This window comes from Nonomuraea sp. NPDC049028, from assembly GCF_043197735.1.
In the GTDB taxonomy this organism is placed as follows: Bacteria; Actinomycetota; Actinomycetes; order Streptosporangiales; family Streptosporangiaceae; genus Nonomuraea.
In genome coordinates, this window is the sequence record NZ_JBICTR010000003.1 from 621,665 (window position 1) to 646,118 (window position 24,454).

General features: G+C 70.7%; 26 protein-coding genes. 5 read left to right on the forward strand and 21 right to left on the reverse strand.

Annotated features, from left to right (window positions below):
• Positions 1 to 42: 42 nt before the first annotated feature.
• From smc to ACGFJ2_RS13875, 11 genes are all read right to left on the reverse strand, one after another.
• Complete coding sequence (gene smc / locus ACGFJ2_RS13825) at positions 43 to 3,726, reverse strand: chromosome segregation protein SMC (RefSeq protein WP_393468530.1); 3,684 nt, start codon at positions 3,724 to 3,726, stop codon at positions 43 to 45.
• 184 nt (positions 3,727 to 3,910) lie between these two features.
• Positions 3,911 to 4,105: a hypothetical protein gene (locus ACGFJ2_RS13830; protein ID WP_090938435.1), complete on the reverse strand. Its 195-nt coding sequence runs from the start codon at positions 4,103 to 4,105 to the stop codon at positions 3,911 to 3,913.
• 191 nt (positions 4,106 to 4,296) lie between these two features.
• On the reverse strand, positions 4,297 to 4,566 hold the full coding sequence (locus tag ACGFJ2_RS13835) for an acylphosphatase (protein ID WP_357950456.1): 270 nt from the start codon (positions 4,564 to 4,566) through the stop codon (positions 4,297 to 4,299).
• A 67-nt stretch (positions 4,567 to 4,633) separates the two neighbouring features.
• Positions 4,634 to 5,479, reverse strand: coding sequence for a bifunctional DNA-formamidopyrimidine glycosylase/DNA-(apurinic or apyrimidinic site) lyase (gene mutM, locus ACGFJ2_RS13840; RefSeq protein ID WP_357950453.1), 846 nt, complete (start codon positions 5,477 to 5,479; stop codon positions 4,634 to 4,636).
• Positions 5,480 to 6,199, reverse strand: a complete 720-nt coding sequence (gene rnc, locus ACGFJ2_RS13845; RefSeq protein ID WP_357950763.1) for a ribonuclease III — start codon at positions 6,197 to 6,199, stop codon at positions 5,480 to 5,482.
• A gap of 239 nt (positions 6,200 to 6,438) precedes the next feature.
• Positions 6,439 to 6,618, reverse strand: a complete 180-nt coding sequence (gene rpmF, locus ACGFJ2_RS13850) for a 50S ribosomal protein L32 (protein ID WP_033409409.1) — start codon at positions 6,616 to 6,618, stop codon at positions 6,439 to 6,441.
• Position 6,619: 1 nt separating this feature from the next.
• Positions 6,620 to 7,066: a YceD family protein gene (locus tag ACGFJ2_RS13855; RefSeq protein ID WP_357950450.1), complete on the reverse strand. Its 447-nt coding sequence runs from the start codon at positions 7,064 to 7,066 to the stop codon at positions 6,620 to 6,622.
• Positions 7,067 to 7,240: 174 nt separating this feature from the next.
• Positions 7,241 to 7,717, reverse strand: a complete 477-nt coding sequence (gene coaD / locus ACGFJ2_RS13860) for a pantetheine-phosphate adenylyltransferase (protein WP_219530151.1) — start codon at positions 7,715 to 7,717, stop codon at positions 7,241 to 7,243.
• A 15-nt stretch (positions 7,718 to 7,732) separates the two neighbouring features.
• A complete protein-coding gene (rsmD, locus tag ACGFJ2_RS13865; RefSeq protein ID WP_358178392.1) occupies positions 7,733 to 8,299 on the reverse strand; it encodes a 16S rRNA (guanine(966)-N(2))-methyltransferase RsmD in 567 nt (188 codons plus the stop codon).
• A 423-nt stretch (positions 8,300 to 8,722) separates the two neighbouring features.
• Positions 8,723 to 10,900, reverse strand: coding sequence for an ATP-dependent DNA helicase RecG (recG, locus tag ACGFJ2_RS13870; protein WP_358178394.1), 2,178 nt, complete (start codon positions 10,898 to 10,900; stop codon positions 8,723 to 8,725).
• 34 nt (positions 10,901 to 10,934) lie between these two features.
• Complete coding sequence (locus tag ACGFJ2_RS13875; RefSeq protein WP_393467901.1) at positions 10,935 to 12,569, reverse strand: DAK2 domain-containing protein; 1,635 nt, start codon at positions 12,567 to 12,569, stop codon at positions 10,935 to 10,937.
• Positions 12,570 to 12,770: 201 nt separating this feature from the next.
• Between ACGFJ2_RS13875 and rpmB the strand changes: the two genes are divergently transcribed.
• Positions 12,771 to 12,956, forward strand: coding sequence for a 50S ribosomal protein L28 (rpmB, locus tag ACGFJ2_RS13880; protein ID WP_049556934.1), 186 nt, complete (start codon positions 12,771 to 12,773; stop codon positions 12,954 to 12,956).
• A 76-nt stretch (positions 12,957 to 13,032) separates the two neighbouring features.
• Here rpmB and thiD read toward each other — a convergent pair whose 3' ends face one another.
• The 3 genes from thiD to ACGFJ2_RS13895 all read right to left on the reverse strand — a co-directional run bounded on the left by thiD (position 13,033) and on the right by ACGFJ2_RS13895 (position 17,035).
• Positions 13,033 to 13,836 carry a bifunctional hydroxymethylpyrimidine kinase/phosphomethylpyrimidine kinase gene (gene thiD, locus ACGFJ2_RS13885; RefSeq protein WP_393467904.1) on the reverse strand — a complete coding sequence of 268 codons (804 nt, stop codon included), beginning with the start codon at positions 13,834 to 13,836 and terminating at the stop codon, positions 13,033 to 13,035.
• 162 nt (positions 13,837 to 13,998) lie between these two features.
• Entirely contained in the window at positions 13,999 to 15,933 is a 1,935-nt protein-coding gene (locus ACGFJ2_RS13890) for a hypothetical protein (RefSeq protein ID WP_357950435.1), read from the reverse strand.
• A 127-nt stretch (positions 15,934 to 16,060) separates the two neighbouring features.
• The gene (locus ACGFJ2_RS13895) at positions 16,061 to 17,035 is read right to left on the reverse strand and encodes a thiamine-phosphate kinase (RefSeq protein ID WP_393467907.1); all 975 of its coding nucleotides are present in this window, start codon (positions 17,033 to 17,035) and stop codon (positions 16,061 to 16,063) included.
• Positions 17,036 to 17,136: 101 nt separating this feature from the next.
• Here ACGFJ2_RS13895 and ACGFJ2_RS13900 point away from each other — a divergent pair, with 101 nt between their 5' ends.
• Positions 17,137 to 17,370 (forward strand): Lrp/AsnC family transcriptional regulator, encoded by a 234-nt coding sequence (locus tag ACGFJ2_RS13900; RefSeq protein ID WP_225291979.1) that lies wholly within the window; start codon positions 17,137 to 17,139, stop codon positions 17,368 to 17,370.
• A gap of 14 nt (positions 17,371 to 17,384) precedes the next feature.
• Positions 17,385 to 17,825 (forward strand): DUF3515 domain-containing protein, encoded by a 441-nt coding sequence (locus ACGFJ2_RS13905; protein WP_393467910.1) that lies wholly within the window; start codon positions 17,385 to 17,387, stop codon positions 17,823 to 17,825.
• Positions 17,826 to 17,829: 4 nt separating this feature from the next.
• On the opposite strand, the gene ACGFJ2_RS13910 is transcribed toward ACGFJ2_RS13905, so the two are convergent.
• The 3 genes from ACGFJ2_RS13910 to ACGFJ2_RS13920 all read right to left on the reverse strand — a co-directional run bounded on the left by ACGFJ2_RS13910 (position 17,830) and on the right by ACGFJ2_RS13920 (position 20,752).
• On the reverse strand, positions 17,830 to 18,924 hold the full coding sequence (locus ACGFJ2_RS13910) for a D-alanine--D-alanine ligase family protein (protein WP_357950426.1): 1,095 nt from the start codon (positions 18,922 to 18,924) through the stop codon (positions 17,830 to 17,832).
• A gap of 102 nt (positions 18,925 to 19,026) precedes the next feature.
• A complete protein-coding gene (locus ACGFJ2_RS13915) occupies positions 19,027 to 20,037 on the reverse strand; it encodes an NAD(P)H-dependent glycerol-3-phosphate dehydrogenase (RefSeq protein WP_393467913.1) in 1,011 nt (336 codons plus the stop codon).
• A gap of 4 nt (positions 20,038 to 20,041) precedes the next feature.
• Positions 20,042 to 20,752 carry a lysophospholipid acyltransferase family protein gene (locus ACGFJ2_RS13920; RefSeq protein ID WP_393467916.1) on the reverse strand — a complete coding sequence of 237 codons (711 nt, stop codon included), beginning with the start codon at positions 20,750 to 20,752 and terminating at the stop codon, positions 20,042 to 20,044.
• A gap of 74 nt (positions 20,753 to 20,826) precedes the next feature.
• Between ACGFJ2_RS13920 and cofC the strand changes: the two genes are divergently transcribed.
• The gene (gene cofC / locus ACGFJ2_RS13925; protein WP_393467919.1) at positions 20,827 to 21,462 is read left to right on the forward strand and encodes a 2-phospho-L-lactate guanylyltransferase; all 636 of its coding nucleotides are present in this window, start codon (positions 20,827 to 20,829) and stop codon (positions 21,460 to 21,462) included.
• 75 nt (positions 21,463 to 21,537) lie between these two features.
• Positions 21,538 to 21,831 (forward strand): hypothetical protein, encoded by a 294-nt coding sequence (locus tag ACGFJ2_RS13930; RefSeq protein ID WP_393467922.1) that lies wholly within the window; start codon positions 21,538 to 21,540, stop codon positions 21,829 to 21,831.
• On the opposite strand, the gene ACGFJ2_RS13935 is transcribed toward ACGFJ2_RS13930, so the two are convergent.
• From ACGFJ2_RS13935 to leuC, 4 genes are all read right to left on the reverse strand, one after another.
• Positions 21,832 to 22,131, reverse strand: a complete 300-nt coding sequence (locus tag ACGFJ2_RS13935) for an HU family DNA-binding protein (protein WP_225291986.1) — start codon at positions 22,129 to 22,131, stop codon at positions 21,832 to 21,834. It lies immediately after the preceding gene.
• A 98-nt stretch (positions 22,132 to 22,229) separates the two neighbouring features.
• Complete coding sequence (locus ACGFJ2_RS13940; protein ID WP_357950411.1) at positions 22,230 to 22,469, reverse strand: hypothetical protein; 240 nt, start codon at positions 22,467 to 22,469, stop codon at positions 22,230 to 22,232.
• Positions 22,448 to 23,035 carry a 3-isopropylmalate dehydratase small subunit gene (gene leuD, locus ACGFJ2_RS13945; RefSeq protein WP_357950408.1) on the reverse strand — a complete coding sequence of 196 codons (588 nt, stop codon included), beginning with the start codon at positions 23,033 to 23,035 and terminating at the stop codon, positions 22,448 to 22,450. The genes ACGFJ2_RS13940 and leuD overlap by 22 nt, the downstream gene beginning before the upstream one ends.
• A 12-nt stretch (positions 23,036 to 23,047) precedes the next feature.
• Positions 23,048 to 24,436 (reverse strand): 3-isopropylmalate dehydratase large subunit, encoded by a 1,389-nt coding sequence (gene leuC / locus ACGFJ2_RS13950; protein ID WP_357950406.1) that lies wholly within the window; start codon positions 24,434 to 24,436, stop codon positions 23,048 to 23,050.
• Positions 24,437 to 24,454: the final 18 nt, after the last annotated feature.

Here is a 24,454-nt window from a genome sequence, read left to right on the forward strand (position 1 = left end):
GCGCGGACCGGCCCGATCGGGGCCCGGACGATCAGGCCGATGTCAGGCGGACTCGCGCTCCCGGAGTCGCTGGCTGACCACCTGGGTGACGCCGTCGCCGCGCATCGACACGCCGTAGAGGGCGTCGGCGATCTCCATCGTCCGCTTGTTGTGGGTGATGACGATCAGCTGGGAGCTCTGCCGCAGCTCCTCGAAGAGCCGCAGCAGCCGCTGCGTGTTGGTGTCGTCGAGGGCCGCCTCCACCTCGTCCATCACGTAGAACGGGGAGGGCCGCGCCTTGAAGATGGAGATCAGGAACGCCACCGCGGTCAGCGACCGCTCCCCGCCCGACAGCAGCGACAGCCGCTTGACCTTCTTGCCGGGCGGCCGGGCCTCGACCTCGATGCCGGTGGTCAGCATGTCGCCGGGCTCGGTCAGCACCAGGCGGCCGTCGCCACCGGGGAACACCCTGGTGAAGATCTGCTCGAACTCCCGCGCCACGTCCTCGTAGGCGGAGGAGAACATCTGCTCCACCCGGTCGTCGACCTCCTTGACCACCAGCAGCAGGTCGCGCCGGGTCTTCTTGAGGTCTTCGAGCTGCGAGTTGAGGAAGGCGTGCCGCTCCTCCAGCGCCGCGAACTCCTCCAGGGCCAGCGGGTTGACCTTGCCGAGCTGGTTCATCTGCTTCTCGGCGATCTTGGCCCGCTTCTCCTGCTCCTCCCGTACGTAGGGGACGGGCGGGTCGCCGGGGACCGGGGCCTCCGGGCCGTACTCGGAGATCAGCGACTCGGGCTCGACGCCGAACTCCTCCAGGGCGCGCTGCTGGAGCTGTTCGAGGCGGAGCCGCTGCTCGGTGCGGGCGACCGCGCTGCCGTGGACCCGGTTGACCAGCTTGTCGAGCTCCTGGCCCAGCTCGCGTACGTGCAGGCGGACCTGCTTGAGCTCGGCGTCGATCGCGACGCGGGCCAGGTCGGCCTCGTCGCGTTCGCGGGCGGCGAGCTGGATGGACGTCGCCAGGACCGTGAGCACCTGCTTGGCGCCGCTGCTCACGGCCTCGGCCACCGCGGCCTGCCGTCTGCGCCTAGCCCGCTGAGCGGCGGCCTCGGCGCGTTCGTGGCGCTCGCGCTGGGCCGCCCTGATCAGGCCGTCGGCCCGGCCCTCGATGCCCTTGACCCGCTCCTCCGCGGTGCGGACCTGCAGGCGGGTCTCCATTTCGCGCTGCCTGGCGACCTGGCAGGTGGCGGCCAGCTCGTCGCGGACCTCGGTGGTCGGCTCGGTCTCCAGCTCCTGCGCGTATTCGGCCTCGGCCAGCCGGATCTCCAGCTCGGCCAGCTCCTCCAGCCCCTCGGCGCGGGACTCCTCAGCCGTCGTGACGCTCTTGGCTAGGCGCTGGGCCTCGGCGCGCGCTGCGTCGGCGGCGGCTTCGAGCTGGGCCAGCCGCTTGGCCGCCGCGGCGTTGCGCTGGTCGGCCTCCCGCTGCCTGGCTCTGACCTGGTCGAGCGCGCCCTGGGCGGCGTTGACCCCGGCCTGGGCGGTGCCCGCGGCGGTCTGTGCCTCGTTGACCTGGCTCTGGGCCGACTCCAGGGCCAGCTGCGCGGCCTGCTCGGCGGCCGCGGCCTCCTCCAGGGCGGCGGCAGTCTCCTCGGCCCTGCCCTCGGCCTCCTCCAGGTCCGCGACGGCGTCGTCGAGCGCCGCCCGCACCTGCAGCACCGAGGTGCCGCCCTCGGAGCCGCCGCTGGCCAGATGGGCGCCGACGAGGTCGCCGCCTTTGGTCACGGCCCGCAGCTCGGGATGGGCGGCCACGATCGCGCGGGCGGCCTCGAGGTCGTCCACGACGACGACGCCGGCCAGCACATGGTCGAGGGCGGCCCTGAGGTGTCCGGGCACCGTCACCAGCGCGGCGACCCAGCGACTCCCCTCAGGCGCGGCCGCGCGTACCTGGTCGGCGACCTGTCCGCCGGAACCCGCCACCAGGAGGGTCGCCTGGCCCGCCTCCTTGACGCGGAGCAGTTCGAGGGCGCCGATCGCGGTGTCCACCGTCTTGACGGCGATCGCGTCGGCGATCGGCCCGAGCACGGCCGCGACCGCCGGCTCGGCGCCCGGTGTTACCTGCATCGAGGCCGCCAGCGGACCGAGCACCCCGGCCAGGTCGGTCTCAAGGAGGGCCGCCCCGCCGTCGCCCTTGGCCAAGCCGAGCTCCAGGGCCTCGCAGCGGGCCCGGAGAGCGGCCACGGACCGCTGGGCCTCCTGGTCGGTGGCGCGGGCCGTGCCGATGCCCGACCGGGCGGACTGAAGGGCCGCTCGCGGCGCGTCGAGCGCGGACTTGGCCTGCTCGACCGCCGCGCGGGCCTCGTCGGCCGCCGCCTTGGCCTCGTCGACCAGCGACTGCGCGGTGACCAGTTCCGCGGCCAGCGCCGGGTCGACGGCGGGCTCCTCCAGCCGCCGCGCCTCCAGGTCCTCGCGGGCTTGGCGCTCACGTCCGGCGGCCTCGGTCACGGCGCGGGTGAGGCGGCCGATCTCGTCTTCGGCGGCACGGGCCCTGCTGCGTACGGAATCGACCTGGCCGCGCAGTTTGGCCAGGCCCTCGCGCCGGTCGGCGGCGGCCCGCGAGGCCATCGCGAGCCGCTGCTCCTCGGCGCTCAGCTCGGCCTCGGACTCGGCACGCCGCTGGACCGCCTCTTCCAGCAGGTCCTGGGCCTGCTCAAGCTCCGCCCGGAGGATCAGCTCGTGCTCGCGTACCTCGGCCGCCTCGCGTTCGAGCTCCTCCGGATCGCGTCCGCGCCGCTCGATGGCGGCCGCGTCGAGCGCGTGGCGGTGCCGTTCGGCGGCCAGTTGTTCGAGGCCGGTGATGCGTTCGCGCAGGGAGGAGAGCCGGAAGTAGGTCTCCTGGGCGGCGCTCAGCCGGGGCTGGGCCTCGGCCTCGGCGCTCTCCAGAGCGGCCTCCCGCTGCTGGCCCTCGGCCAGCTCGGACTCTACCCTGGTGCGCCGGGCCAGGATCGCCGCCTCGTCGGCCGCCTCGCGCTCCAGCGTGTCGCGTAGCACGCACACGTCGTCGGCCAGCAGGCGCAGCCGCGCGTCGCGCAGGTCCGCCTGGATGACGGCGGCCTTGCGGGCGATCTCCGCCTGGCGGCCGAGCGGCTTGAGCTGGCGGCGCAGCTCGGTGGCGAGGTCCTGGACGCGGGTGAGGTTGGCCTGCATGGCGTCGAGCTTGCGGAGCGCCTTCTCCTTGCGTTTGCGGTGCTTGAGTACGCCCGCGGCCTCTTCGATGAAGGCGCGCCGGTCTTCGGGGCCCGCGTGGAGCACGGCGTCGAGCTGGCCCTGACCGACGATGACGTGCATCTCACGGCCGATGCCCGAGTCGGACAGCAGCTCCTGGATGTCAAGCAGGCGGCAGGTGTCGCCGTTGATCGCGTATTCGCTCTGGCCCGACCTGAACATCAGGCGGCTGATCGTGACCTCGGTGTAGTCGATCGAGAGCGCGCCGTCGGAGTTGTCGATGGTCAACGTCACCTCGGCGCGGCCGAGCGGCGGCCTGGAGGAGGTGCCGGCGAAGATGACATCTTCCATCTTGCCGCCGCGCAGCGACTTGGCGCTGTGCTCGCCCATGACCCAGGCCAGGGCGTCGACGACGTTGGACTTGCCGGAGCCGTTGGGGCCCACCACGCAGGTGATGCCGGGCTCGAAGCGGAGGGCGGTCGCGGAGGCGAACGACTTGAAGCCGCGCAGGGTGAGGGTCTTCAGGTGCAAGACCACGCCCCCTTCTGCGAGAACCGACTTCGGGAAAGCCTACTGGTCTTCCCTGCCCTACGAGGGCGGGTGCGGTCGAGGCCGCGCCGGTCTGGTAAAGGAGGCACAAAACTCTAGGGAATATGCAAATAACAAGGGACGCCTCTTCGAGACGTCCCTGGGGTGTCGTGCGCTCCGGACACTCTTAGGTGAGTGCCGGCTCGCGCTCTTGCATACGGCTGAGCGCCTCGTCGCGGGTTTGCGCCGCAAGAGCGTCATTCGTGGCCTGGAGTCGGATGAGTTCTGCCTCCAAATCCCGGATCCGCTGTTGCAGACGGCGCATCTCCGAGACCATTCGAGGGTCAGGACCGCCGACGTGGCCGAGTAGAGCCTTCGCCATGGTAAAGGGTCCTCCACGCTGAGTGACCAGACTGGTTCGCGCACTTCTTATTCTGCGGGAGGGGTGCGCGTGGTACCTAACAAGAGTCGCACCGGCAGTGTGGGCGGTCAAGTCGAACGAACCGCATAGACCTTCCCTCGGGCACTCCCGACATACAACTATACCCTATTTGAGCTGTTTAACGAAACCCCTTACCTCTCCACAAACCCCACCAAACTACCTCGGGCTTCGCTCCATCGTTCCACCACTCCATCGACTCTGCCCGGCGTGTCGCAACCTCTGAGCAGCTCCAGCAGCTTGACGCAGGACTCTTGTGTGCCTTCCGCCACTATCTCCACCCGGCCGTCAGTCGCGTTCCTCGCCCAGCCCGTGAGTCCGAGCTCCAGAGCCCGTGCGCGCGTCCACCATCGGAAGCCCACGCCCTGCACTCGCCCCCGCACCCACACCGTCAACCGCACCATGGGATCCCCCTTTTTCCTTTACGCAAGCCGAACCCAGGCCACCACACGGTCCTCCGCAGGACTCCGCTCAGCGAGGCTTGCGCTGGCAGGTCGGGCAGCTGTAGGACGAGCGGTTCATGAACGGGTCGCGCCTGATCGGGGTGCCGCAGCGGGAGCAGGGCTGGTCGCGCCGGCCGTAGACCTCCAGGGAGCGCTCGAAGTAGCCGCTCTCCCCGTTGACGTTGACGTACAGGCTGTCGAAGGATGTCCCGCCTTGCAGGAGGGCGGCGCCCATGACCTGGCGGACCGCGGCCAGCAGCTCGGCGATCTTGGGGCGGGTGAGCGTCTGGGTGGGCCGGGCCCAGTGGAGTTTCGCCAGCCAGAGCGCCTCGTCGGCGTAGATGTTGCCGACTCCGCTGATCAAGGACTGGTCGAGCAGGGCCCGTTTGATCTCGGTCTTCTTCTTGCGCAGGTTCGTGGCGAAGGCGGCCTCGTCGAACGCCTTCTCGAACGGGTCGGGGGCTATGTGCGCGATCGGCGCGGGGATGCCCTCGACCAGGGGGGTGAGCATGACGTGGCCGAAAGTCCGCTGGTCCACGAAGCGGAGGTCGGAGCCGCCGTCGGCGAAGCTGAGGCGTACGCGTAGATGCTTCTCCAGCGGCGAGTCGGGCGGCACGATGAGCAGCTGACCGCTCATGCCCAGGTGCGCCAGGAGCGCCTCGTCGTCGCCCGAGAGCGGAAGCCACAGGTATTTGCCGCGGCGCTCCGCGGAGAGCACCGTACGGCCTCTCAGACGCGCGCAGAACTCCTCGACGCCCGGCACATGCCGCCTGGTGGCACGGGGATGGAGCACCTCGGCTGAGGCGATCTCCCGGCCGGTGACCCATTCGGCGAGGCCGCGGCGGACGACCTCGACCTCCGGCAGCTCTGGCACCTAGCCCGCCGGCTGGCTCTCGCGCTGCTCGCGGCGGGCCCTGATGCGGGTCCACGCCGCCTCGGCCGCCTGCTGCTCGGCTTCCTTCTTGCTGCGGCCGGTGCCCGCGCCGTAGGACTCGCCGCCCACCCGCACTTCGGCGGTGAACGACTTGGCGTGGTCGGGGCCGCTCTCCTCGACGTGGTATTCGGGCACGCCGAGCGCCTCTGAGGCGGTGAGCTCCTGCAGCGAGGTCTTCCAGTCGAGGCCGGCGCCCAGCGAGGCCGAGCGGACGATCAGCGGGTCGAACAGCAGGTGCACGACCCGGAACGCCTCGTCGAGACCCTTGTCGACGTAGACGGCGCCGATCAGCGCCTCCAGCGTGTCGGCCAGGATCGAGGACTTGTCGCGGCCGCCGGTGCCCTCTTCGCCCCTGCCGAGCCGCAGGAACCGGCCCAGGCCGAGCGTGCGGGCCACATCGGCCAGGGCACGCATGTTGACCACCGCGGCCCGCAGCTTGGCCAGCTGGCCTTCGGGCAGGTCGGGGTGGTTGCGGTAGAGGGTGTCGGTCACGACGAGGCCGAGCACCGAGTCGCCGAGGAACTCCAGGCGCTCGTTGGTGGGCAGGCCACCGTTCTCGTACGCGTAGGAGCGGTGGGTCAGCGCCCGCTCCAGGATGTCGGAGCCGAGGCCGACCAGCAGCACCCGCTCCAGCTCTTCTCGGGCGACCTCGACGGCCACCGGCTTAGGACCTGTGCCCACGTGCTTCCTCCTCGGACATCTTCACATGGCGCGACGGCTGCGGAAGATGCCCGAAAACGTGGTGGGCGTCGGGGGGATCAAACCCCGGCGTCCACCACGGCCGCGGGCGAACCGCCACCGCACGCGTCAGACGGTAACGCCGACCGGGGCACAATGGCACCCGGTCGGCAGTGCGTCAACCCTTCGAGCGGTCATGGTCCGCTCACCAGGTGGTGCGATCAGGCGGACGGCTCGATCACCTGGCGGCGGTTGTAGGTGCCGCAGGTGGGGCACGCGATGTGCGGCTGCTTCGGCGAACGGCACTGCGGGCAGCTCACCAGGGCGACAGCAGTCGTCTTCCACTGGGAGCGACGGGCGCGGGTGTTGCTCCGCGACATCTTTCGCTTCGGGACGGCCACGTCACTTCTCCTGATCGTTATCGTTCTCGGTAACCAGACCTTGCAACGACGCCCAGCGAGCGTCGATCTTCTCGTGCCGGTGATCGTCGCCGGCCTCGGCCAGCTTGACCCCGCATTCCGTGCAGAGACCCGCGCAGTCTTCACCGCAGACGGGGCTCAGCGGCAGTGCGAGCACCGCCGCGTCGCGGAACGTCGGCTCGAGGTCGAGCAGCTCGCCGTCGAGCAGTGAATCCTCCTCCGAGGCGTCCTCGTCGGAGTAGAAGAACAGCTCCTGCAGGTCGACCTCGATCTCCGAGGTGACCGGGTCGAGGCACCGCGCGCACTCCCCGGCGAGCGGGGCCTGCGCCGTGCCCGAGACGAGCACGCCTTCCATCACTGCTTCGAGCCGGAGATCCAGCTCGACTTCGGCGTCCTTGGGGACACCGATCATGTCGACGCCGAGATCCACCGGTGCCGGGAGGGACAGGGTCATCCGCTTCATCGAGCCCGGTCGCCTACCCAGGTCGTGAGTGGAGATCACCCAAGGGGAGCGGGGGTCGAGGTGCTGAGTCATCTGCTCTCGCTAGGCATGGCGAAATGTCGCCGTCGTACAAGGCCGAAATCAAAGGATAGCAGGTCGGTGTCAGCTCCTGAGCCGCTCGATGAGGAGCTCGTGCACCAGGTCAGGCACCAGTCCGGACACGTCACCACCGTATCGGGCGATCTCCTTGACCCTGCTGGAGGACAGGAAGGAGTATTCGGGGTTGGTCGGCATGAACAGCGTCTCGACCCCCGACAACCGGTAGTTGAGCTGTGCCATCTGCAGCTCGTAGTCGAAGTCGCTGACCACCCTGATCCCCTTGACGATCGCGGGGATGTCGTTCTGCTTGCAGAAGTCTACGAGCAGGCCATGGAATTTCTGCACCTTGACGTTCGCGTACTCCTTGGTCACGGTGTGCAGGACCTCGATCCGCTCGTCGACCGTGAACAGGCCGCTCTTCTCGAGGTTGATGAGCACTGCCACGGTCACCTCGTCGTACAGCCGGGCAGCCCGGCCGATGATGTCGAGGTGGCCGTTGGTGATGGGGTCGAATGACCCCGGGCAGACAACGCGGCGCAAAACGCCTCCCCAGGTCTACGGGTTCCCGGCGGCGCGACCGTACCAAACGGATGCTTCGCCGTAGCGACGGACCCTCTCCTCTGCGTAGCCTTCGGGCCACACCAGGGCTTTTCCCCTGCTTTCCCGCTCGAACGCCACCAAAGCCCCATCCGTCAGCCAGCCGTTGTCGCGCAGTGACTCCAGTACGCGTGTGACCTCGTCGTCAGTGACGGCATAGGGCGGATCCGCGAAAACTATGTCGAAGCCCTCCTCCTCGGGCTTCGCCAGGAACCGCTCGACCTTGTCGGCCACCACCCGCGCCCCGTCGAGCGCCAGCGTCTCGACGTTCGCCCTGATCGTGCGGACGGCCTTCGGGTCGGACTCGACGAGCACCGCGTGGGCGGCCCCCCGGGACAGCGCCTCCAGCCCGACGGCCCCCGACCCCGCGTACAGATCGATCACCCGGGCGCCCGCCAGCCCGTGCAGCGAGTCAAGGGTCAAGAAGATCCCTTCTCGCGCCCTGTCACTGGTCGGTCTCGTCCCGCGCCCCGGCGGCACGGCCAGCCGCCTGCCACCCGCGCTCCCCGCGATGATCCGAGTCATGAGGACCATTGTTCCGCATGTCGACGCAGGTCAAGAGTGGACAAGTGTCGGCCTCGAGTACGCAAGGGTGATTCCCATCGCGGGGAGGGTCTCGCATGATGGGTCCTGCGGCCTTCAAGGTGACCCAGTTGGAGGCCGACCGGCGTGATCGTGAGCCCTTCCGCACGCCGGTTCCCTCGGCACCTGACCCGAGGGTGGGCCCAGCCGGGGACGGCATTCGGGGGGAGGCCGTCCCCGCGGCTGGGGCCCACATCAAGATCAAGGGCTTTTTTGTTTTTACGGCACGGCCGGGTTGGCCGCCACCCGCCATACGTGGCTGGGGGCCTCCAGGAAAACGGCCGCTGAACCCGCACAGAGCCGGGCGCCGTTACGTGCGATCCTTACTCGATTCCGTGGCATCTCATGCCCGGAGCTGCCCTTGGATCAGGTCTTCTCCAAGTATTCGGCCCGTTCGTCCGCCAGCAGGCGGTCTATCTCCGCGCGCAGGGCGTCGTTGGACTTCAGGTCCGGGTCGGCGGCCAGCAGGGCCGCGGCTTCGTCTCTGGCCGCCTCTATGACGTCCTCGTCGCGCAGGAGCTGGAGCAGCTTCAAGGACGAGCGTTTGCCTGACTGGGCCGCGCCCAGGACGTCGCCTTCGCGGCGTTGTTCGAGGTCCACGCGGGACAGCTCGAAGCCGTCGAGGGTCGCCGCCACGGCCGACAGGCGGGCTCGGGCGGGGGTGCCCTCGGGGAAGTCCGAGATCAGGAGGCAGAGGCCGGGCAGACCGCCCCGGCCGACCCGGCCGCGGAGCTGGTGGAGCTGGGAGACGCCGAAGCGGTCGGCGTCCATGATGATCATGACTGACGAGTTGGGCACGTCGACGCCGACCTCGATGACCGTGGTGGCGACGAGGACGTCGAGCTCGCCACGGGTGAACGCGCGCATGATCGCGTCCTTCTCCTCCGGCGGGAGCTTGCCGTGCAGGACGCCCAGCCGCAGGTCGCGGAAGGGGCCGCTGGAGAGCAGCTCGGCCACGTCGAGGACGGCCAGCGGCGGGCGCCGCTCGTCGTCGGACGGCGGCGCCTGCAGATCCCCCTCGTCGCCCTCCAGGTCGCCGATGCGCGGGCAGACGATGTAGGCCTGCCTGCCGAGGGCGACCTCCTCGCGGACCCGCTCCCAGGTGCGCTCCAGGAAGTGCGGCTTCTCGGCGGCGGGCACGACGTGGGTGGTGATCGGCGCGCGGCCCGACGGCAGCTGCGACAGCGTCGAGACCTCCAGGTCGCCGAACACCGTCATGGCCACCGTACGCGGGATCGGGGTGGCGGTCATGACCAGCACGTGCGGACGGCCGCCGCCGGCCTTCTCGCGCAGCGCGTCACGCTGCTCCACACCGAACCGGTGCTGCTCGTCGACCACGACCAGCCCCAGATCGGCGAACTGGACATGCTCCTGGAGCAGGGCGTGCGTGCCCACGACGATGCCCGCGGTGCCGGAGGCGGCGTCGAGCAGCGCGGACCTGCGCGCGGCGGCGCCCATGGAGCCGGTGAGCAGGGTGACGGCCGTGCCGCCGAACATGCCGCCCTGCGCGAGGTCGCCCAGCATGCCGCTGATCGAGCGGTGGTGCTGCTGGGCCAGCACCTCGGTGGGCGCCAGCAGCACCGCCTGGCCACCCGCGTCGACCACTTGCAGCATCGCGCGCAGCGCCACCACGGTCTTGCCCGCGCCCACCTCGCCCTGCAGCAGCCGGTGCATGGGATGCTCCAGCGCCAGGTCGGCCGCGATCTCCTCGCCGACGAGCGCCTGCCCCTCGGTGAGCGAGAACGGCAGCCGCCCGTCGAAGTCGGCCAGCAGGCCGTCGGCCCGCCGGGGCCGGGACCTGGCGGGCCACGCGGTCGCCGCCTGCCTGCGCTGCAGCAGCACGGCCTGCAGGACGAACGCCTCGTCGAACTTCAGCCGCTCACGCGCCCGCCGCATGTCGGCGAAGTCCTTCGGCCGGTGGATGGACTCCAGCGCCTCGCCCAGCCCCTCCAGCCCGCGCCGGTCCCGCAGCTCGGCGGGCAGCGGATCGTCGAGGGGCCCGAGCGTGTCGAGCACCACGCCGATCGCCCGCCTGATCGCCCATGGCGTCAGGTCCTTGCCCGCCGGATAGATCGGGACGGGCGCCGCCGCGAAGTCCTCGGCGCTCGCCTCGCCCTCCTCGAACAGCTCGAACTCCGGGTGCGACAGCTGCCACCGCGGCGTCGTCCTGGACCCGAACATGCCCACCTTCCCGGCGAACATCCCCCGCCGCCCCGGCTTGAGCCGCGACTCGGCCACGTGGGAGCCCTTGCCGAAGAAAGACAGGTAGATCTTGTTGCGCCCGCCGTCGACGACCTCGACCTCCAGCCAGGTGCCGCCGCGGTTGCGCATGGGTTTGCGCATCAGCCTCGTGACCTCGCCGACCACGGTGACGTGCTCGTCGACCTCCAGCGCGTCGAGCGAGGTCAGCTCCCCGCGCTCGGCGTAGCGGCGCGGGTAGTGGCGCAGCAGGTCGCCGACCGTCTCCAGGCCGAGCACGCTGTGCAGCAGCTTGGCGGTCTTGGGGTCGAGCGCTTTCGTCAGGGGCTCGTCGAAACGGCTCACGGGACTATGTTCTACCGCCTGCGGCCGACAGGAATCATTCGACACCGATGAGCAGTGGATAACCGCCCTGCTCTCCGTCGTAGACGACCAGGTCCACGTCGGGCCTGATGACCCTGAGGTGGGCTTCGACGTGCGCGGCCAGGCGTACCGGCGCGTCGGCCCCCGTGACCAGGGTGACCAGTTCGCCGCCGCCCGCCACCATCCGGTCCACGACGAGCGTGGCCACCTCCTCGAGCGTCCCGCCGATCACCGACACGTCGCCGTCGATCAGCCCGAGCACGTCACCGGGACGGCACACGCCCGCGCTCGTCACCGCCTCGCGGTCGGCCACCACCAGGTGCCCGTGGCGCGTGTGCCCGGCCGCGTCGGTCATGGCCACCACGTCGTCGTCGAAGCGGCGCAGCGGATCGTGCACGGCCAGCGCGGCCAGCCCCTGCACGGTGGCCCTGGTGGGCAGCACACTGACCACGACGCCGTCCTCACGGGCGACCTCGGCCGCCGCGGTCGCCACCGCCCCGGCGCCCTCGTCGTTCGGCAGCACCGCCACCTCGCCGCCCGCCTCCCGGATGGCGGCCAGCATCGCGGGCAGCGTGGGCCGCGTGCCGGGGGCGCGGCGCACCACCACCGCGCCGCACTCCTCGAACAGCGCCGCGATCCCGTCGCCCGCCGCGACCGCCACCACGCCCCGACCCGCGCTGGCCCGGTGCGTACGCTCGGCCAGGTAGGTGATCCTGATCCGGTGCGGCCGCCCCGCGCGCAGCGCCGCCTCGACCGCGGGGCCCGCCTCGCCGACGTGGACGTGGACGTTCCACAGGCCCTCGCCACCGACCACTACGAGCGAGTCGCCCATCGCGTCGAGCTCCTCGCGCAGCTTGGCCACCGCGGCGTCGTCGGCGTCGAGCAGGTACATCACCTCATAGCCGGCCCCCACCTCGCTCATCGGCGAGATCCGTGAGGTCGGCGCGGGCACGTCGTAGCGGTCGCTGTAGGAGCCGGTGATCACCCGTTCGAGCGACTCCAGGATGATCGCCAGCCCGGCGCCGCCGGCGTCCACGACGCCGCTGCGCGCCAGCACGTCCAGCTGCTCGGGCGTACGCCGCAGCGCCGCCCGAGCCGCACCGGCCGCCCGCCGCGCGACCGCCGCGAGATCGCCCGTCACTTCCTGGCCGACCACTTCCTGCTGCTCATCCTGCTGGCCGGGCACCTCGTGGGCGCGCACTTCCTGGCTGCGCACCTCCTGTACGGGCATCTCCTGTACGGCCTGTGCCGCCGCCTCCAGCACGCTCAGCACGGTGCCCTCGACCGGCCTGGCCACGGCCTCCCTGGCCAAGGTGGCGGCCCGCAGCAGCCCGGCGCGTAAGTCGGCGCCGTCCTTCAGCACCTCCGCGAGCCCGCGCAGCGCCTGGCTGACGATGACCCCCGAGTTGCCCCTGGCGCCGATCAGCGCGCCGTAGGAGAGCGTCTGCCACATCACCGCGGCGTCCACGTCGTCCGGCAGCGCCTCGACGGCCTCGGCCGCGGAGAGCACGGTCAGGTGCAGGTTGGTGCCGGTGTCGCCGTCCGCGACCGGGAACACGTTGAGCGCGTCGATCTCCGCTCTGGCGCCGCCCAGAGCGTCGGCGGCCAGGCGGGCCCAGCGGCGTACCGCGGGCGGGTCGAGAACCTCCATCTGCGCGCTCCGACCTCCCCGCATGCGCTACCGTTAATGCAGGAGGATATCTCCGCATTTGAGCCCGTCTAGTGCTCGTGGTTCGCGCCCAGTGGCGCGGATCGGATATCCTCGTCAGGCTGGCCGGTTGTCCCGGCATGCCCTTCGCCCGGAAAGCATCACGCGGACAGGGCTACATCGACTGTTTTAAGGAGCGATACCGTGGCTTCCGTCTGCGATGTCTGCCGCAAGGGGCCGACCTTCGGCAACAACGTGTCCCACTCGCACCGCCGCACCCGCCGTCGCTGGAACCCCAACATCCAGACGGTCCGCGCGGTCATCGGCGGCACGCCGAAGAAGCTCAACGTGTGCACCTCGTGCATCAAGGCCGGCAAGGTCACCCGCTAGCCGGTCCCGACTTTCGCCAAAGCCCGCCTGCTCGACACCGAGCGGCGGGCTTTCGCCGTGTCCGGGATGGCTCGGGTCAGCGCCAGCGCCAGGCGTGGTCGACCGGGCCGATGCCGTCGCCGAGCGGGAAGCCCTTGGCGATGGCGCCCGTCACGTACTCCTTCGCCTTGCCCACCGCCGTCGGCACGTCGTCCCCCAGCGCGAGGTGGGAGGCGATGGCCGAGGCGAGCGTGCAGCCTGTGCCGTGCGTGTGCCGGTTGTCCAGGCGTGGCGCGGAGAAGCGATATTCGCTCGTGCCGTCCGTGAGCAGGTCCACGGGCTCGCCGGGCAGGTGGCCACCCTTGATCAGGGCCCAGGCGGGGCCCAGCTCCAGGATGGCGTCGGCCGCGCGGCGCAGGCCGTCCTCGTCCTCGACCTTGACCGAGGTGAGCTGCTCGACCTCCCACAGGTTGGGCGTGACGACGGTGGCGACCGGCAGCAGCCGCGTCTTGACCGTCTCGACGGCCTCGGGCGCGAGCAGCGGGTCGCCGTGCTTCGACACGCCGACCGGATCGACCACCACCGGCGCCGAGTACGCGCCCAGCGCCGCCGCCACGACCTCGACCAGTCCGGGTGAGGCCAGCATGCCGGTCTTGACCGACCGGGCGCCGATGTCGCCGAGCACCGAGTCGAGCTGCGCCCGTACGGCCTCGGGCGGCAGCTCCCAGTAGCCCTGGACGCCGAGCGAGTTCTGCGCGGTGACCGCGGCGATGACGCTCATGCCGTGGACGCCCAAGGCGAGCATGGTCTTGAGGTCGGCCTGAATACCCGCCCCGCCGCCGGAATCGGACCCGGCGACGGTCAGCACGCATGGAGGGGTCGTAACCGTCATATCCCCCATCCAACCATCCCCCGCCGGGACGGCCGGCTAGCCAACGGCCCATCCCCAGCGGGAGGGCCGGGTAGCTACGGCTTGTCCCCAGTGAGAGGGCCGGTTGGCTGAGGGCCGTCCCCGGCAGGAGGGCCGATCAACTGACGGCCCCTCCCCCACCGGCATGGCTGCTTAGCTGACGGCGCAGTCCCCGCCCACCAGGCCGCAGTTCGCCGGCGCGGCGCCCCGGCCCGTGGCCGAGATCGTCAGCTGGGCGGTGCCGCCCTCGGCGAGCGACTCGGGCAGGTCGATGATCAGCTGATCCCCGTCCTGCGTCCACCCGGCGCCCTTCACGTCCAGTACCCGGCCGCGGATCGGCAGGGAGACCGTGAGCGACGGCAGCGCCGCCAGGGAGGAATTGACGACGTCCAGGTGCGCGGTGTAGCCGACCAGCCCTTGGTTGGTCACGTCGAAGTTCAGGCTCACCGACTGACCGCCCGCGGCCTGGGCCGGGTCGGTGGGTACGGGGGCCGTCGTGACAGTGCCGGTCTGGGTGTCGGGGTTGTTGACCGTCGTGGCCTCTTCGGTCGGCTCCTCCGTGGGGCTCTCCGTCGGGCTCGGGTCGGCCGGCTCCCTCGTGGGTTTGACCGGTTTCTTCGTCTTCGTCTTGGTCGGCGTCGGTGTCGGGGAGGCGCTACGGTGCGGCGTGTGCACGTTGACCGTGGCCGACGGCTTCGGGGTGTCGGCGGCCTTGGTCTCCTCCTTGGTCGGCTCCTCGGAGGGCTCCTCCGTGGGCTCCTCATCCGCCGGGGACTCGCTGGGCTTCGCACCCGGCTGGTTGGTCACCTGTACGGCGGCGCAGGTGGCGCCGGCGCACTTGGCCGGATCGTTCGAGGAGCTCATCATCTTGACGCCGGCGACAGTACCGCCGAGGACGACCGCCACGGCGGCGACCGAGAGCAGCGCCACCTTGCCCCGCCCGCCACTGGGAGGCGCGGCGAGCACGTCGGGGTCGGCGGGCGGCTTCTTGCGGCCACGGCGGCGGCGCGGCTCGGGCTCGTCGATCGGCTCGTCCGACGACCAGCCCGAGCCGAGGAAGCCGTTGTCGGCGCTGTCCGCCCAGGCGGGCGTGGGCGCGTCGACCATGGTCGGCGCGCCGTACACCTTGATGTCGCCCGGCGCGGGCGGCTCGTTCGACGGCGGCCCGAACACCTCGGTGGAACCGAAGACCTGGGTGGCGCCGAAGGGCTCGTTGAAGTCACGTGTCTCGTTCGAGCCGGGCTCGCCGGCGGGTCCCGATGGCCGGCCGGGGGTGTCCCATTCCGGACGCGTGAAGGCGCCGGTCGTCTCGAACGGCCCCTCGGGACGGTCGGACTGTCCGGCACCGCCCGCCGGCGGCTGCTGCGGCTGGTTGAACCCACCTTCGGGGGGCATGATGAAGGCCCCCGTGGTCTCGGAAGGCCCCTCTGGGAACGCCCCAGAGCCCTCAGGACGCCCCTGGGGCCGCGTGGCTGACCCGTCGGGACGCATGAAGGGGAGGACCGAAGCTCCTTCGGGCCGGGTGAAGCCGTCCGCGGGTCCTTCCGGGTGAGCGAAGCCGCCCGAGGGCCCTTCGGGGCGAGTGAAGCCGCCTGAGGGCCCTTCCGGATGGGTGAAGCCGCGTGCGGGCCCTTCGGGCCCGGTGAAGCCCCCTGCGGGTCCTTCGGGGCGGGTGAAACCGCCCGTGGGTCCTTCTGGGCGGCTGAACATGCTCGGGGGCTCGGAGGACGACTCCGGGGGCCGGCCGGCGGCCTTCGACCGCGGCGGCGGCGCGAACGCGCCCGTCGTCTCGAACGGGTCAGGCCGTACGCCGGGAGCAGGCCCGGTCGGGGCCGGTCCGCCTTCCCGTTTCGGCATCGGCGCCCACTGGCCCGTCACCTCCACCTGGTCGGGCGGCGAGGGCCAGCCGGGTGGCTCGGCTCCTGGCTCGTCCGGGCCCCAGAAGGCGCTCTTGGCGGTCGGATCCGGGACGGCGGCCCACCTCGCGGCGGGGTCGGTGGTGAACCTGGGGTCCTCCTGTGAATCGTCGGAGCCCTCGTTCCCCCATTCATCCTCGTCGTCGGATCCACCTGTGCCGTGGCGGCCCATATGGCTGCCCTTTCTGCAGGTTACAGTGGCCGCCAATCTTCATAACACCTTTACTACGGCTTTGTCCCAGTAATCCCGGTAGTCACACCCCAAATCCGCCAAACCTTACACAAATCGCGGCGGCTTGTCACGCAAAGTGATCCCATCCGGCGTGACCAATTTCACGCCCTCGGACGTGAACTCCCTGACCTGCCACTACGTCCCCCACGATTCGCCACGGAGGCGGCAGCGCCACTCCGGCGGGGAACACCGCCGCGAGCGCGTGATCTTCACCGCCCGACAGCACCCAGTCCAGCGGATCGGCCCCCAGCCGCTCGGCCACCGCCGCCACCGGCTCCCCAACGACGAACGCGGCCGGGTCCAGCTCGACGCGTACGCCACTGGCCGCCGCGATGTGCCCGAGGTCCTGAAGCAGGCCGTCACTCACGTCGAGCATCGCGCTCGCCCCCAGCTCCGCGGCTTGGGGCCCCGAGGAGTACGGCGGACACGGCCGCCGATGCGCGGCCACGGCCTCCCAGAGCGCCTCTCCCTGCGGAGAGAAGGGCGGAGAGAGGGGCATCCCCTCCACACGGCTCGGCTCCGAAGGCTGGCTGGGCGGCCAGCCGGATTCGAGCAGTGCCAGCCCCGCGGCGGCGTACCCAAGGCGTCCGGCCACCGCCACCACCTGCCCGGGGCGCGCGCCCGACCGGGTCACCGGCGCTCGGCCGCCCAGATCGCCGAGCGCCGTCACCCCGATGACGACCAGGTCGCCGCGCGCGATGTCGCCGCCCACGACGCTCGCTCCCACGATCGCGCACTCGTCGCGGAACCCGTCGGCGAGCGCGTCGAGCCACTCCACCGGCAGGTCCGCGGGCATCCCCAGGCCGACCACGATGGACGTCGGCACGGCCCCCATCGCGGCCACGTCGGCAAGGTTCTGAGCTGCGGCTTTGCGCCCCACGTCATAGCCGCTGGACCAATCGCGGCGAAAGTGCCTACCCTCGAGTAGCAGGTCCGTAGACACCACGACGCGCCCGTCGGGCGCCCTTACCATTGCGGCGTCGTCGCCCGGTCCGAGGAGAACCGTCGCACCTTGCGGCAAACGCCCGGAAATACGAGACACCGCTCCGAATTCGCCGAGATCTCCGACTGTGATGACGCACCTCCTGACGCACACAGGGTACGGTGGCCCTTCGGCGTGATCGAATCGCCCGGGAGGACGTAATGGTGCAGGCCTACATCCTTATTCAGACCGAGGTCGGCAAGGCCGCGAGCGTGGCCCGCGAGATTTCCGGCATTCCCGGAGTCACGCAGGCGGAGGACGTCACCGGCCCCTACGACGTGATCGTGCGCGCGGAGGCCAACAACGTCGACGAACTGGGCAAGCTGGTGGTCGCCCAGATTCAGGCCGTGGAGGGCATCACACGTACTCTGACGTGCCCGATCGTCCATATTTGAGGTAAATCTAGTTCATGCGCCGCACCACTGTCCTGCTCGCCCTGCTGATCCTCGCGGGGTGTGGCGGCGCCGTTCGCGTGGAGCCGCCGAAGCCTCAGGGGGAGGCGGCGGCGGCCTGCGAGAGGCTGGCCGGGCGGCTGCCCAAGACGCTTGACGGCGCCGCACGCGGTGAGTCCACGCCCGCGTCCCCGTACGTCACGGTCTGGGGGGAGGCGGAGATCGCGCTCCGCTGCGGTGTGCCGCGCCCGGCGCGGATGTCCCCGACCGACACGTTGCAGGAGATCGACGGCGTGGGCTGGTTCGCCGACCCCGACAAGCCGACCCTGTACACCGCGATCGCAGACCCCGCCTATGTCGAGGTCACGATCGCGGGCACCCACGTCGCCCCCTCGGTCCTCGCGGACCTCTCGGGGCCGATCAGCCAGGCGTCGGCCTCCCAGAAGCCCACCCCGTAGTCAGTCAGCGCAGCCCGGGTGAACGGTGCAGGGCGAGCTGGATGAGCCGGTCGACCAGCGCCGGGTACGACAGCCCCGAGGCGGCCCACAGCTGCGGCGCCACCGACAGCGAGGTGAACCCGGGCATGGTGTTGATCTCGTTGAAGATCAGCTTCCCCTCGGGCGTGTAGAAGAAGTCGACCCGCGACAGCCCTTCGCAGTCGAGCGCCTCGAACGCGCGTACGGCCATCTCCCGCAGCTCCTCGGCCACCGCCTCCGGGAGGTCGGCGGGCACGGTGAGCGACATCTGGTCGGGGTAGTACTTGGCCTCGAAGTCGAAGAACTCCTGACCGCCCTGGACCTTGACCTCGCCCGGCGTCGAGGCGATCGCCGGCTCGTCGCCGAGTGACTCGAGCACCGCGCACTCGATCTCGCGCCCCTCGATGGCGGCCTCGATGAGCACCTTGGGATCGTGCTCGCGGGCGACCTCGACGGCCCGCTCCAGCGAGGCCCGGTCGTGCGCCTTGGAGATGCCCTGTGACGACCCGGCCCTGGCGGGCTTGACGAACACCGGCCAGCCGAGCTCCTCGGCCTCCTTCAGCACCCGCTCCCGGTAGAGCCGCCAGTCGCGCTCGCGCACCACCACATGGCGTCCGATCGGCAGTCCGGCGGCGGCCATGACCGTCTTCATGTGGGCCTTGTCCATGCCCACCGCGCTGGCCAGCACGCCGGAGCCGACGTAACGCACGCCGGCCATCTCCAGCAGGCCCTGGATCGTGCCGTCCTCGGCGAACGGGCCGTGCATGACGGGGAAGACCACGTCGACGCTGCCCAGCTCGACCGGGATGCTGCCCGGGTCGTAGGCAACCAGCGAGGCGCTGCCGGAGGGCAACGCCAGGGCCGCGCCCGTGGTGTCGACGGCGGGCAGCTCGCCCGCCTCGATGGCGAACCGCTGGTCCGACGCGGCCAGCACCCACCTGCCGTCCTGGGCGATCCCGATGGGGATCACCTCGTACTTGCTCCTGTCGATCGCCTCCAGGACACTGCCGGCTCCCATCAGGGACACGGCGTGCTCGGAATTGCGACCTCCGAAAACGACGGCGACGCGTGGCTTGCTCATGAGGTCCGAATCTACCGGCGCGTACGCCGCACAGCGAGTCAAGCGCGCGGATGACGTCGCCATACGCACGCCGGACCACAAATCAGGCAAGCGGAAGACGTGTCATACGCCGTAACGCTCGGGCTTGGGCGAGCGGGACATGAGCAGCATTCCGGCCTCGCTCGGCGACATGCCGTCGTGCACCACGCCGACCACGACCTCGGTGATCGGCATCTCCACGTCGTGCTTCCTGGCCAGCTCCAGCACGGACTCGCAGGACTTGACGCCCTCGGCGGTCTGCCTGGTGGCGGCGATGACCTCGGCGAGCGTCATGCCGCGGCCCAGGTTCTCGCCGAACGTACGGTTGCGCGACAGCGGTGAGGTGCAGGTCGCCACCAGGTCACCCATCCCGGCCAGACCGGCGAACGTGTGCGGGTCGGCCCCGAGCGCCGCGCCCAGCCGGGAGATCTCGGCCAGTCCCCTGGTCATCAGCATGGCGCCGACGTTGTCGCCCATACCCATGCCCGAGGCCACGCCGACGGCCAGCGCGATCACGTTCTTGACCGCACCGCCGAGCTCGACGCCGACCACGTCGGTGTTGGTGTAGGGGCGGAACCACGGCGGCAGGTGGCAGACCGCCTGCAGGCGCGCGGCGACCCCTTCGTCCACGCAGGCCACGACCGTGGCGGCGGGCTGGCGCTGGGCGATCTCCTTGGCCAGGTTGGGGCCCGAGACGACGGCGACCCGATCCTCGTGCACCCCCGCCACCTCGCGGATGACCTCGCTCATCCGTTTGGTCGTGCCGAGCTCGATGCCCTTCATCAGGCTGACCAGGACCGCGTCGCGCGGGATGTGCTCACGCCAGGCGGCCAGGTTGGGCCGCAGGGACTGCGACGGCACGGCGAGCACCACGAAGTCGGCGCCGTCGAGCGCTTCGGCCGGGTCCGTCGTCGCGCGCAGCGACGGGGGCAGCGCCACGCCGGGCAGGTAGTCGAGGTTGGCGTGACCGCGCTCGATCCCCGCGACCAGCTCCGGCCGGCGGCCCCACAGCACAGTGTGGTTGCCCGCCTCGGCCAGGATCATCGCGAACGTGGTGCCCCACGATCCGGTGCCGAACACCGCGACCTTCGTCATGCCATCACCGTCCGGCCGGGTCGTAGGGGGCCGCGGGAGCCTGCTGCCCGCGCAACGCGGCGAGCTGCTCGGTGATCGCCATCACGATGTCGTGGGTGGCCGCGCGCAGCACGTCGGCCTGCGGCTCCTGCCCTGTGTACGCCGACAGGTCGACCGGCGGCCCCACCATCACGCGGAACGTCTTGCGCGGGAACAACCTTGGCCGTTTCTCCCCATAGGGCAGCAGCTCGTGCGCGCCCCAGTGGGCCACCGGGATCACCGGTGCGCCGCTCTCCAGCGCCAGCCTGGCCGCGCCCGTCTTGCCGACCATCGGCCACAGGTCGGGATCCCGGGTGCAGGTGCCCTCGGGATAGAAGAGGATCGCGGCGCCGTCCTTCAGCCGCGCCGCCGACTCGTGCAGCGACTTGGCCGCCTCGTCGCTGCCCCGCTCGACGGGGATGGCCCGCAGGGAGCGGACGGCGTTGCCCAGGAACGGCACCTTGAACAGCGTGGCCTTGGCCAGGATGACCGGCCACCGCCCGTTGTTGTAGAGGAAGTGCGCCAGCAGCACGGGGTCGGTCCAGGAGAGGTGGTTCGTCGCGATGATGATGCCGCCTGTGCGAGGAATGCGCTCGCCCCTGCGCCAGTCCTTCTTGATCAGGAGCCATGACAGTGGTTTCACGATCACTACGGCCAGGGTCTCCCAGAAACGCGATGGGCGCGTGGGGCGGCTCATGATCTCCTCCTACGGTCTGCGCCCCAAGTCTCCCGGTTGGCCGCATGGGATGTCGAGGCGCGATGCTTAACCCTATGAGCATCCGCTGGTCACTGGTCATTCCGGTGAAGACGCTGGTCGCGGCCAAGACTCGACTGGCGGCCGCCACGGGTCCGCACCGCACCCGGCTGGCCGTCGCCGTCGCCTGCGACACCGTCGCGGCGGCGCTCTCCTGCCCGCTGGTGGCCCGGGTAATCGTGGTGACCGCCGACCCGGCCGCCGCCGGGCCGCTGACCGCGCTGGGGGCCGAGGTGGTGCACGACCCCGACCGCGGCCTGAACACCGCTCTGCGTACGGGCGCGGCGCACGCCGTACGCGTCGCGCCCGGCGACGGGATCGGTGCCCTGCAGGCGGACCTGCCCGCCCTGCGCCCGGCGGAGCTGGCCACCGCGCTGGCCCGCGCCGCGGAGTTCGACCAGTCCTTCGTGCCCGACGCGCTCGACGTCGGCACCACCTTCTACGGGGTACGGCCGGGCCGCCCGTTCACGCCGCGCTTCGGCGGGGAGTCGCGGGCCAGGCACCTGGCGGGCGGCGCCAAGGAGCTGTGTACGGAGGACATCGACTCGGTCAGGCGCGACGTGGACACCCCCGACGATCTGCGGGCCGCCATCGCCCTGGGACTGGGACGGCACACCGCGGCGGTCGTCGCCGAACTGTGGCCGCCTGCGTGACGCGGCGAGTTGTGATCGTCTTCGTGACGCGCCGGGGTCTCGCTGGGCGCGGACGCACCGTTTACGCTGGGCCGCATGCAGGCGACGGTACGCAGTTTCGATCCGGTGACGCGTTCCGGCTCGGTCTTCCTCGATGACGGGACCGTGCTGGAGTTCGGCACGCCCGCCTTCGACGCGGGGCCGCTGCGGCTCCTGCGCTCGGGGCAGCGGGTCCGCCTCGCGATGACGGGTGACGAGATCACCTACATAACGCTGTCGACCTTTCCGCTCCCTGATTCGCCGGGAATCCAGGAATCCCCGGGATCCCCCAGAGATAAGGAAACGCCCGGCCCCCCGACAGGGGACCGGGCGCCCGGCTACTTCCTGTGATTACTTCTTCTTCGAGAGCTTCTTGCCGCCGACGTTCACGAGTTCCTTGAAGTCCGAACCCGGACGGAACTTGGGCCCCCAGCTCTCCGGGACCGCGATTTCGGCACCCGTAGACGGGTTACGGGCGCTCCTGGCCCCCTTGTGGACCATCTCGAACGCGCCGAAGCCGGTGATCGAGACCTTGTCTCCGCTGGCGACCGCCTTCTGGATGGCGTCGATGATCGCGTTCACGGCCTCCGTGGCCGTCCTCCTGTCGCCCACCCGGTCTGCGATGGCGTCGACGAGTTCCCGCTTGTTCATAAAGGTCTGCTCCCCCAGTTACGGCTCGGGGTTCCAGCTCATGAGTTCTCGTTAGAAACCCCTTACGCGCTCGAAAGTAGGCGGGATCGCGGGGGAACTCAATCACCGAGCGTGTTTTCGGGTGCGCGTGGCGTGTCGAAATCGCTGTCGAGTGTGGCGAGAAACGCGTCGAGGCGGGTCGCCGCCCTTTCCGGATCCCGCTTCGCCAGATCGCAGATCGCGACGTAACGGCGGCCCAGCCGTTCCTTCTCGGCTGCGGGCAGCATGCGGACGCGGCGGTGCGCTTCGCGCAGCCGCCGCGCCAGTTCGTCGTCTTCTAGACGGTCGTCGGCAGCCATGGCTGCCGACCATTCTCGTACGTCGCCACATCGTCGGCATGACGCAGGGTCAGTCCGATGTCGTCGAGGCCCTCCATGAGGCGCCAGCGGGTGTAGTCGTCGATCTCGAACCCGACGCTCTCCCCGGCCCAGCGGACCTGGCGCTCCACGAGGTCGACGGTCACCTCCAGCCCCGGGTCGGCCTCGACGGCCGCCTGGAGCGCCTCGACCTTGTCGCCCGGCAGGACGACCGGGAGCAGGCCCATCTTGGTGGAGTTGTTGCGGAAGATGTCGCCGAAGCGGGCGGCGATCACGGCGCGGAAGCCGTACTGCTGCAGGGCCCACACGGCGTGCTCGCGCGAGGAGCCGGTGCCGAAGTCAGGGCCCGAGACGAGGATCGAGGCGCCGTTGTAGACCGGGTCGTTGAGCACGAACGCCGGGTCCTCGCGCCAGGCGGCGAACAGGCCCTTCTCGAACCCGGTCCGGCTGACCTGCTTGAGCCAGACGGCCGGGATGATCTGGTCGGTGTCGACGTTGCTGCGGCGCAGCGGCACCGCCGTACCGGTGTGGGTGGTGAAGGCGTCCATCGGAAGGCTCTCCTAAACGAGATCGGCGGGGGCGGTCAGGCGGCCGGTGACGGCGGTCGCGGCGGCGACCTGCGGCGACACCAGATGGGTGCGGCCACCCTTGCCCTGGCGGCCCTCGAAGTTGCGGTTGGAGGTGGAGGCGCTGCGCTCGCCCGGCTGGAGCGTGTCGGGGTTCATGCCGAGGCACATCGAGCAGCCCGCCTCGCGCCATTCGGCGCCGGCGGCCTTGAACACCTCGTGCAGGCCCTCCTGCTCGGCCTGGAGCTTGACCAGCATCGAGCCGGGCACGATCAGCGTGCGGGTGGTGACCTGGCGGCCGCGCAGGATCTCGGCGGCGGAGCGCAGGTCCTCGATGCGGCCGTTGGTGCACGAGCCGACGAAGACCGTGTCGACCTCGATCTCGCGCAGCGGCGTGCCGGCCGTGAGGCCCATGTACTCCAGCGCCCGCTCGGCCGCCGAGCGGGCGATCGGGTCGGCGAAGTCCTCGGGGCTGGGCACGGACGCGTCCAGCGGCAGGCCCTGGCCCGGGTTAGTGCCCCAGGTGACGTACGGCGTGAGCGTCGAGGCGTCGATCTCGACCACCTTGTCGAACACGGCGTCGTCGTCGGTGCGCAGCGACTTCCAGTATTCGACGGCCTGGTCCCACGCCTCGCCGGTCGGCGCGTGCTGACGGCCCTTGAGGTAGTCGAAGGTCGTCTCGTCGGGCGCGATCAGGCCCGCGCGGGCACCGGCCTCGATCGACATGTTGCAGACCGTCATGCGGCCCTCCATGGAGAGCTTGCGTACGGCCTCACCACGGTATTCGACGATGTAGCCCTGGCCGCCGCCGGTGCCGATCTTGGCGATGATGGCCAGGATCAGGTCCTTGGCCGTGACGCCGACGGGCAGCTCGCCCGAGACCTCGATGGCCATCGTCTTCGGCCGGTAGGCCGGCAGCGTCTGGGTGGCCAGCACGTGCTCGACCTCGGAGGTGCCGATGCCGAACGCGATGCCGCCGAACGCGCCGTGCGTGGAGGTGTGGGAGTCACCGCAGACGATCGTCATGCCCGGCTGGGTCAGGCCGAACTGCGGGCCGATGATGTGCACCACGCCCTGACCCGCGTCACCCATGGGATGCAGCCGGATGCCGAACTCGGCGGCGTTCTTGCGCAGCGTCTCGACCTGCGTCTTGGACACCGGGTCGGCGATCGGGCCGAGCACGGTCGGCACGTTGTGGTCTTCGGTGGCGATGGTGAGCTCAGGCCTGCGCACGGTCCGCCCGGCGAGACGGAGACCGTCGAACGCCTGCGGGCTGGTCACCTCGTGGATGAGGTGCAGGTCGATGTAGAGGAGGTCGGGTTCGCCGTCGGCGCGGCGCACGACATGCTGCTCCCAGACCTTCTCCGCCAATGTGCGGGCCATGATCTCCTCCTGGTTGAT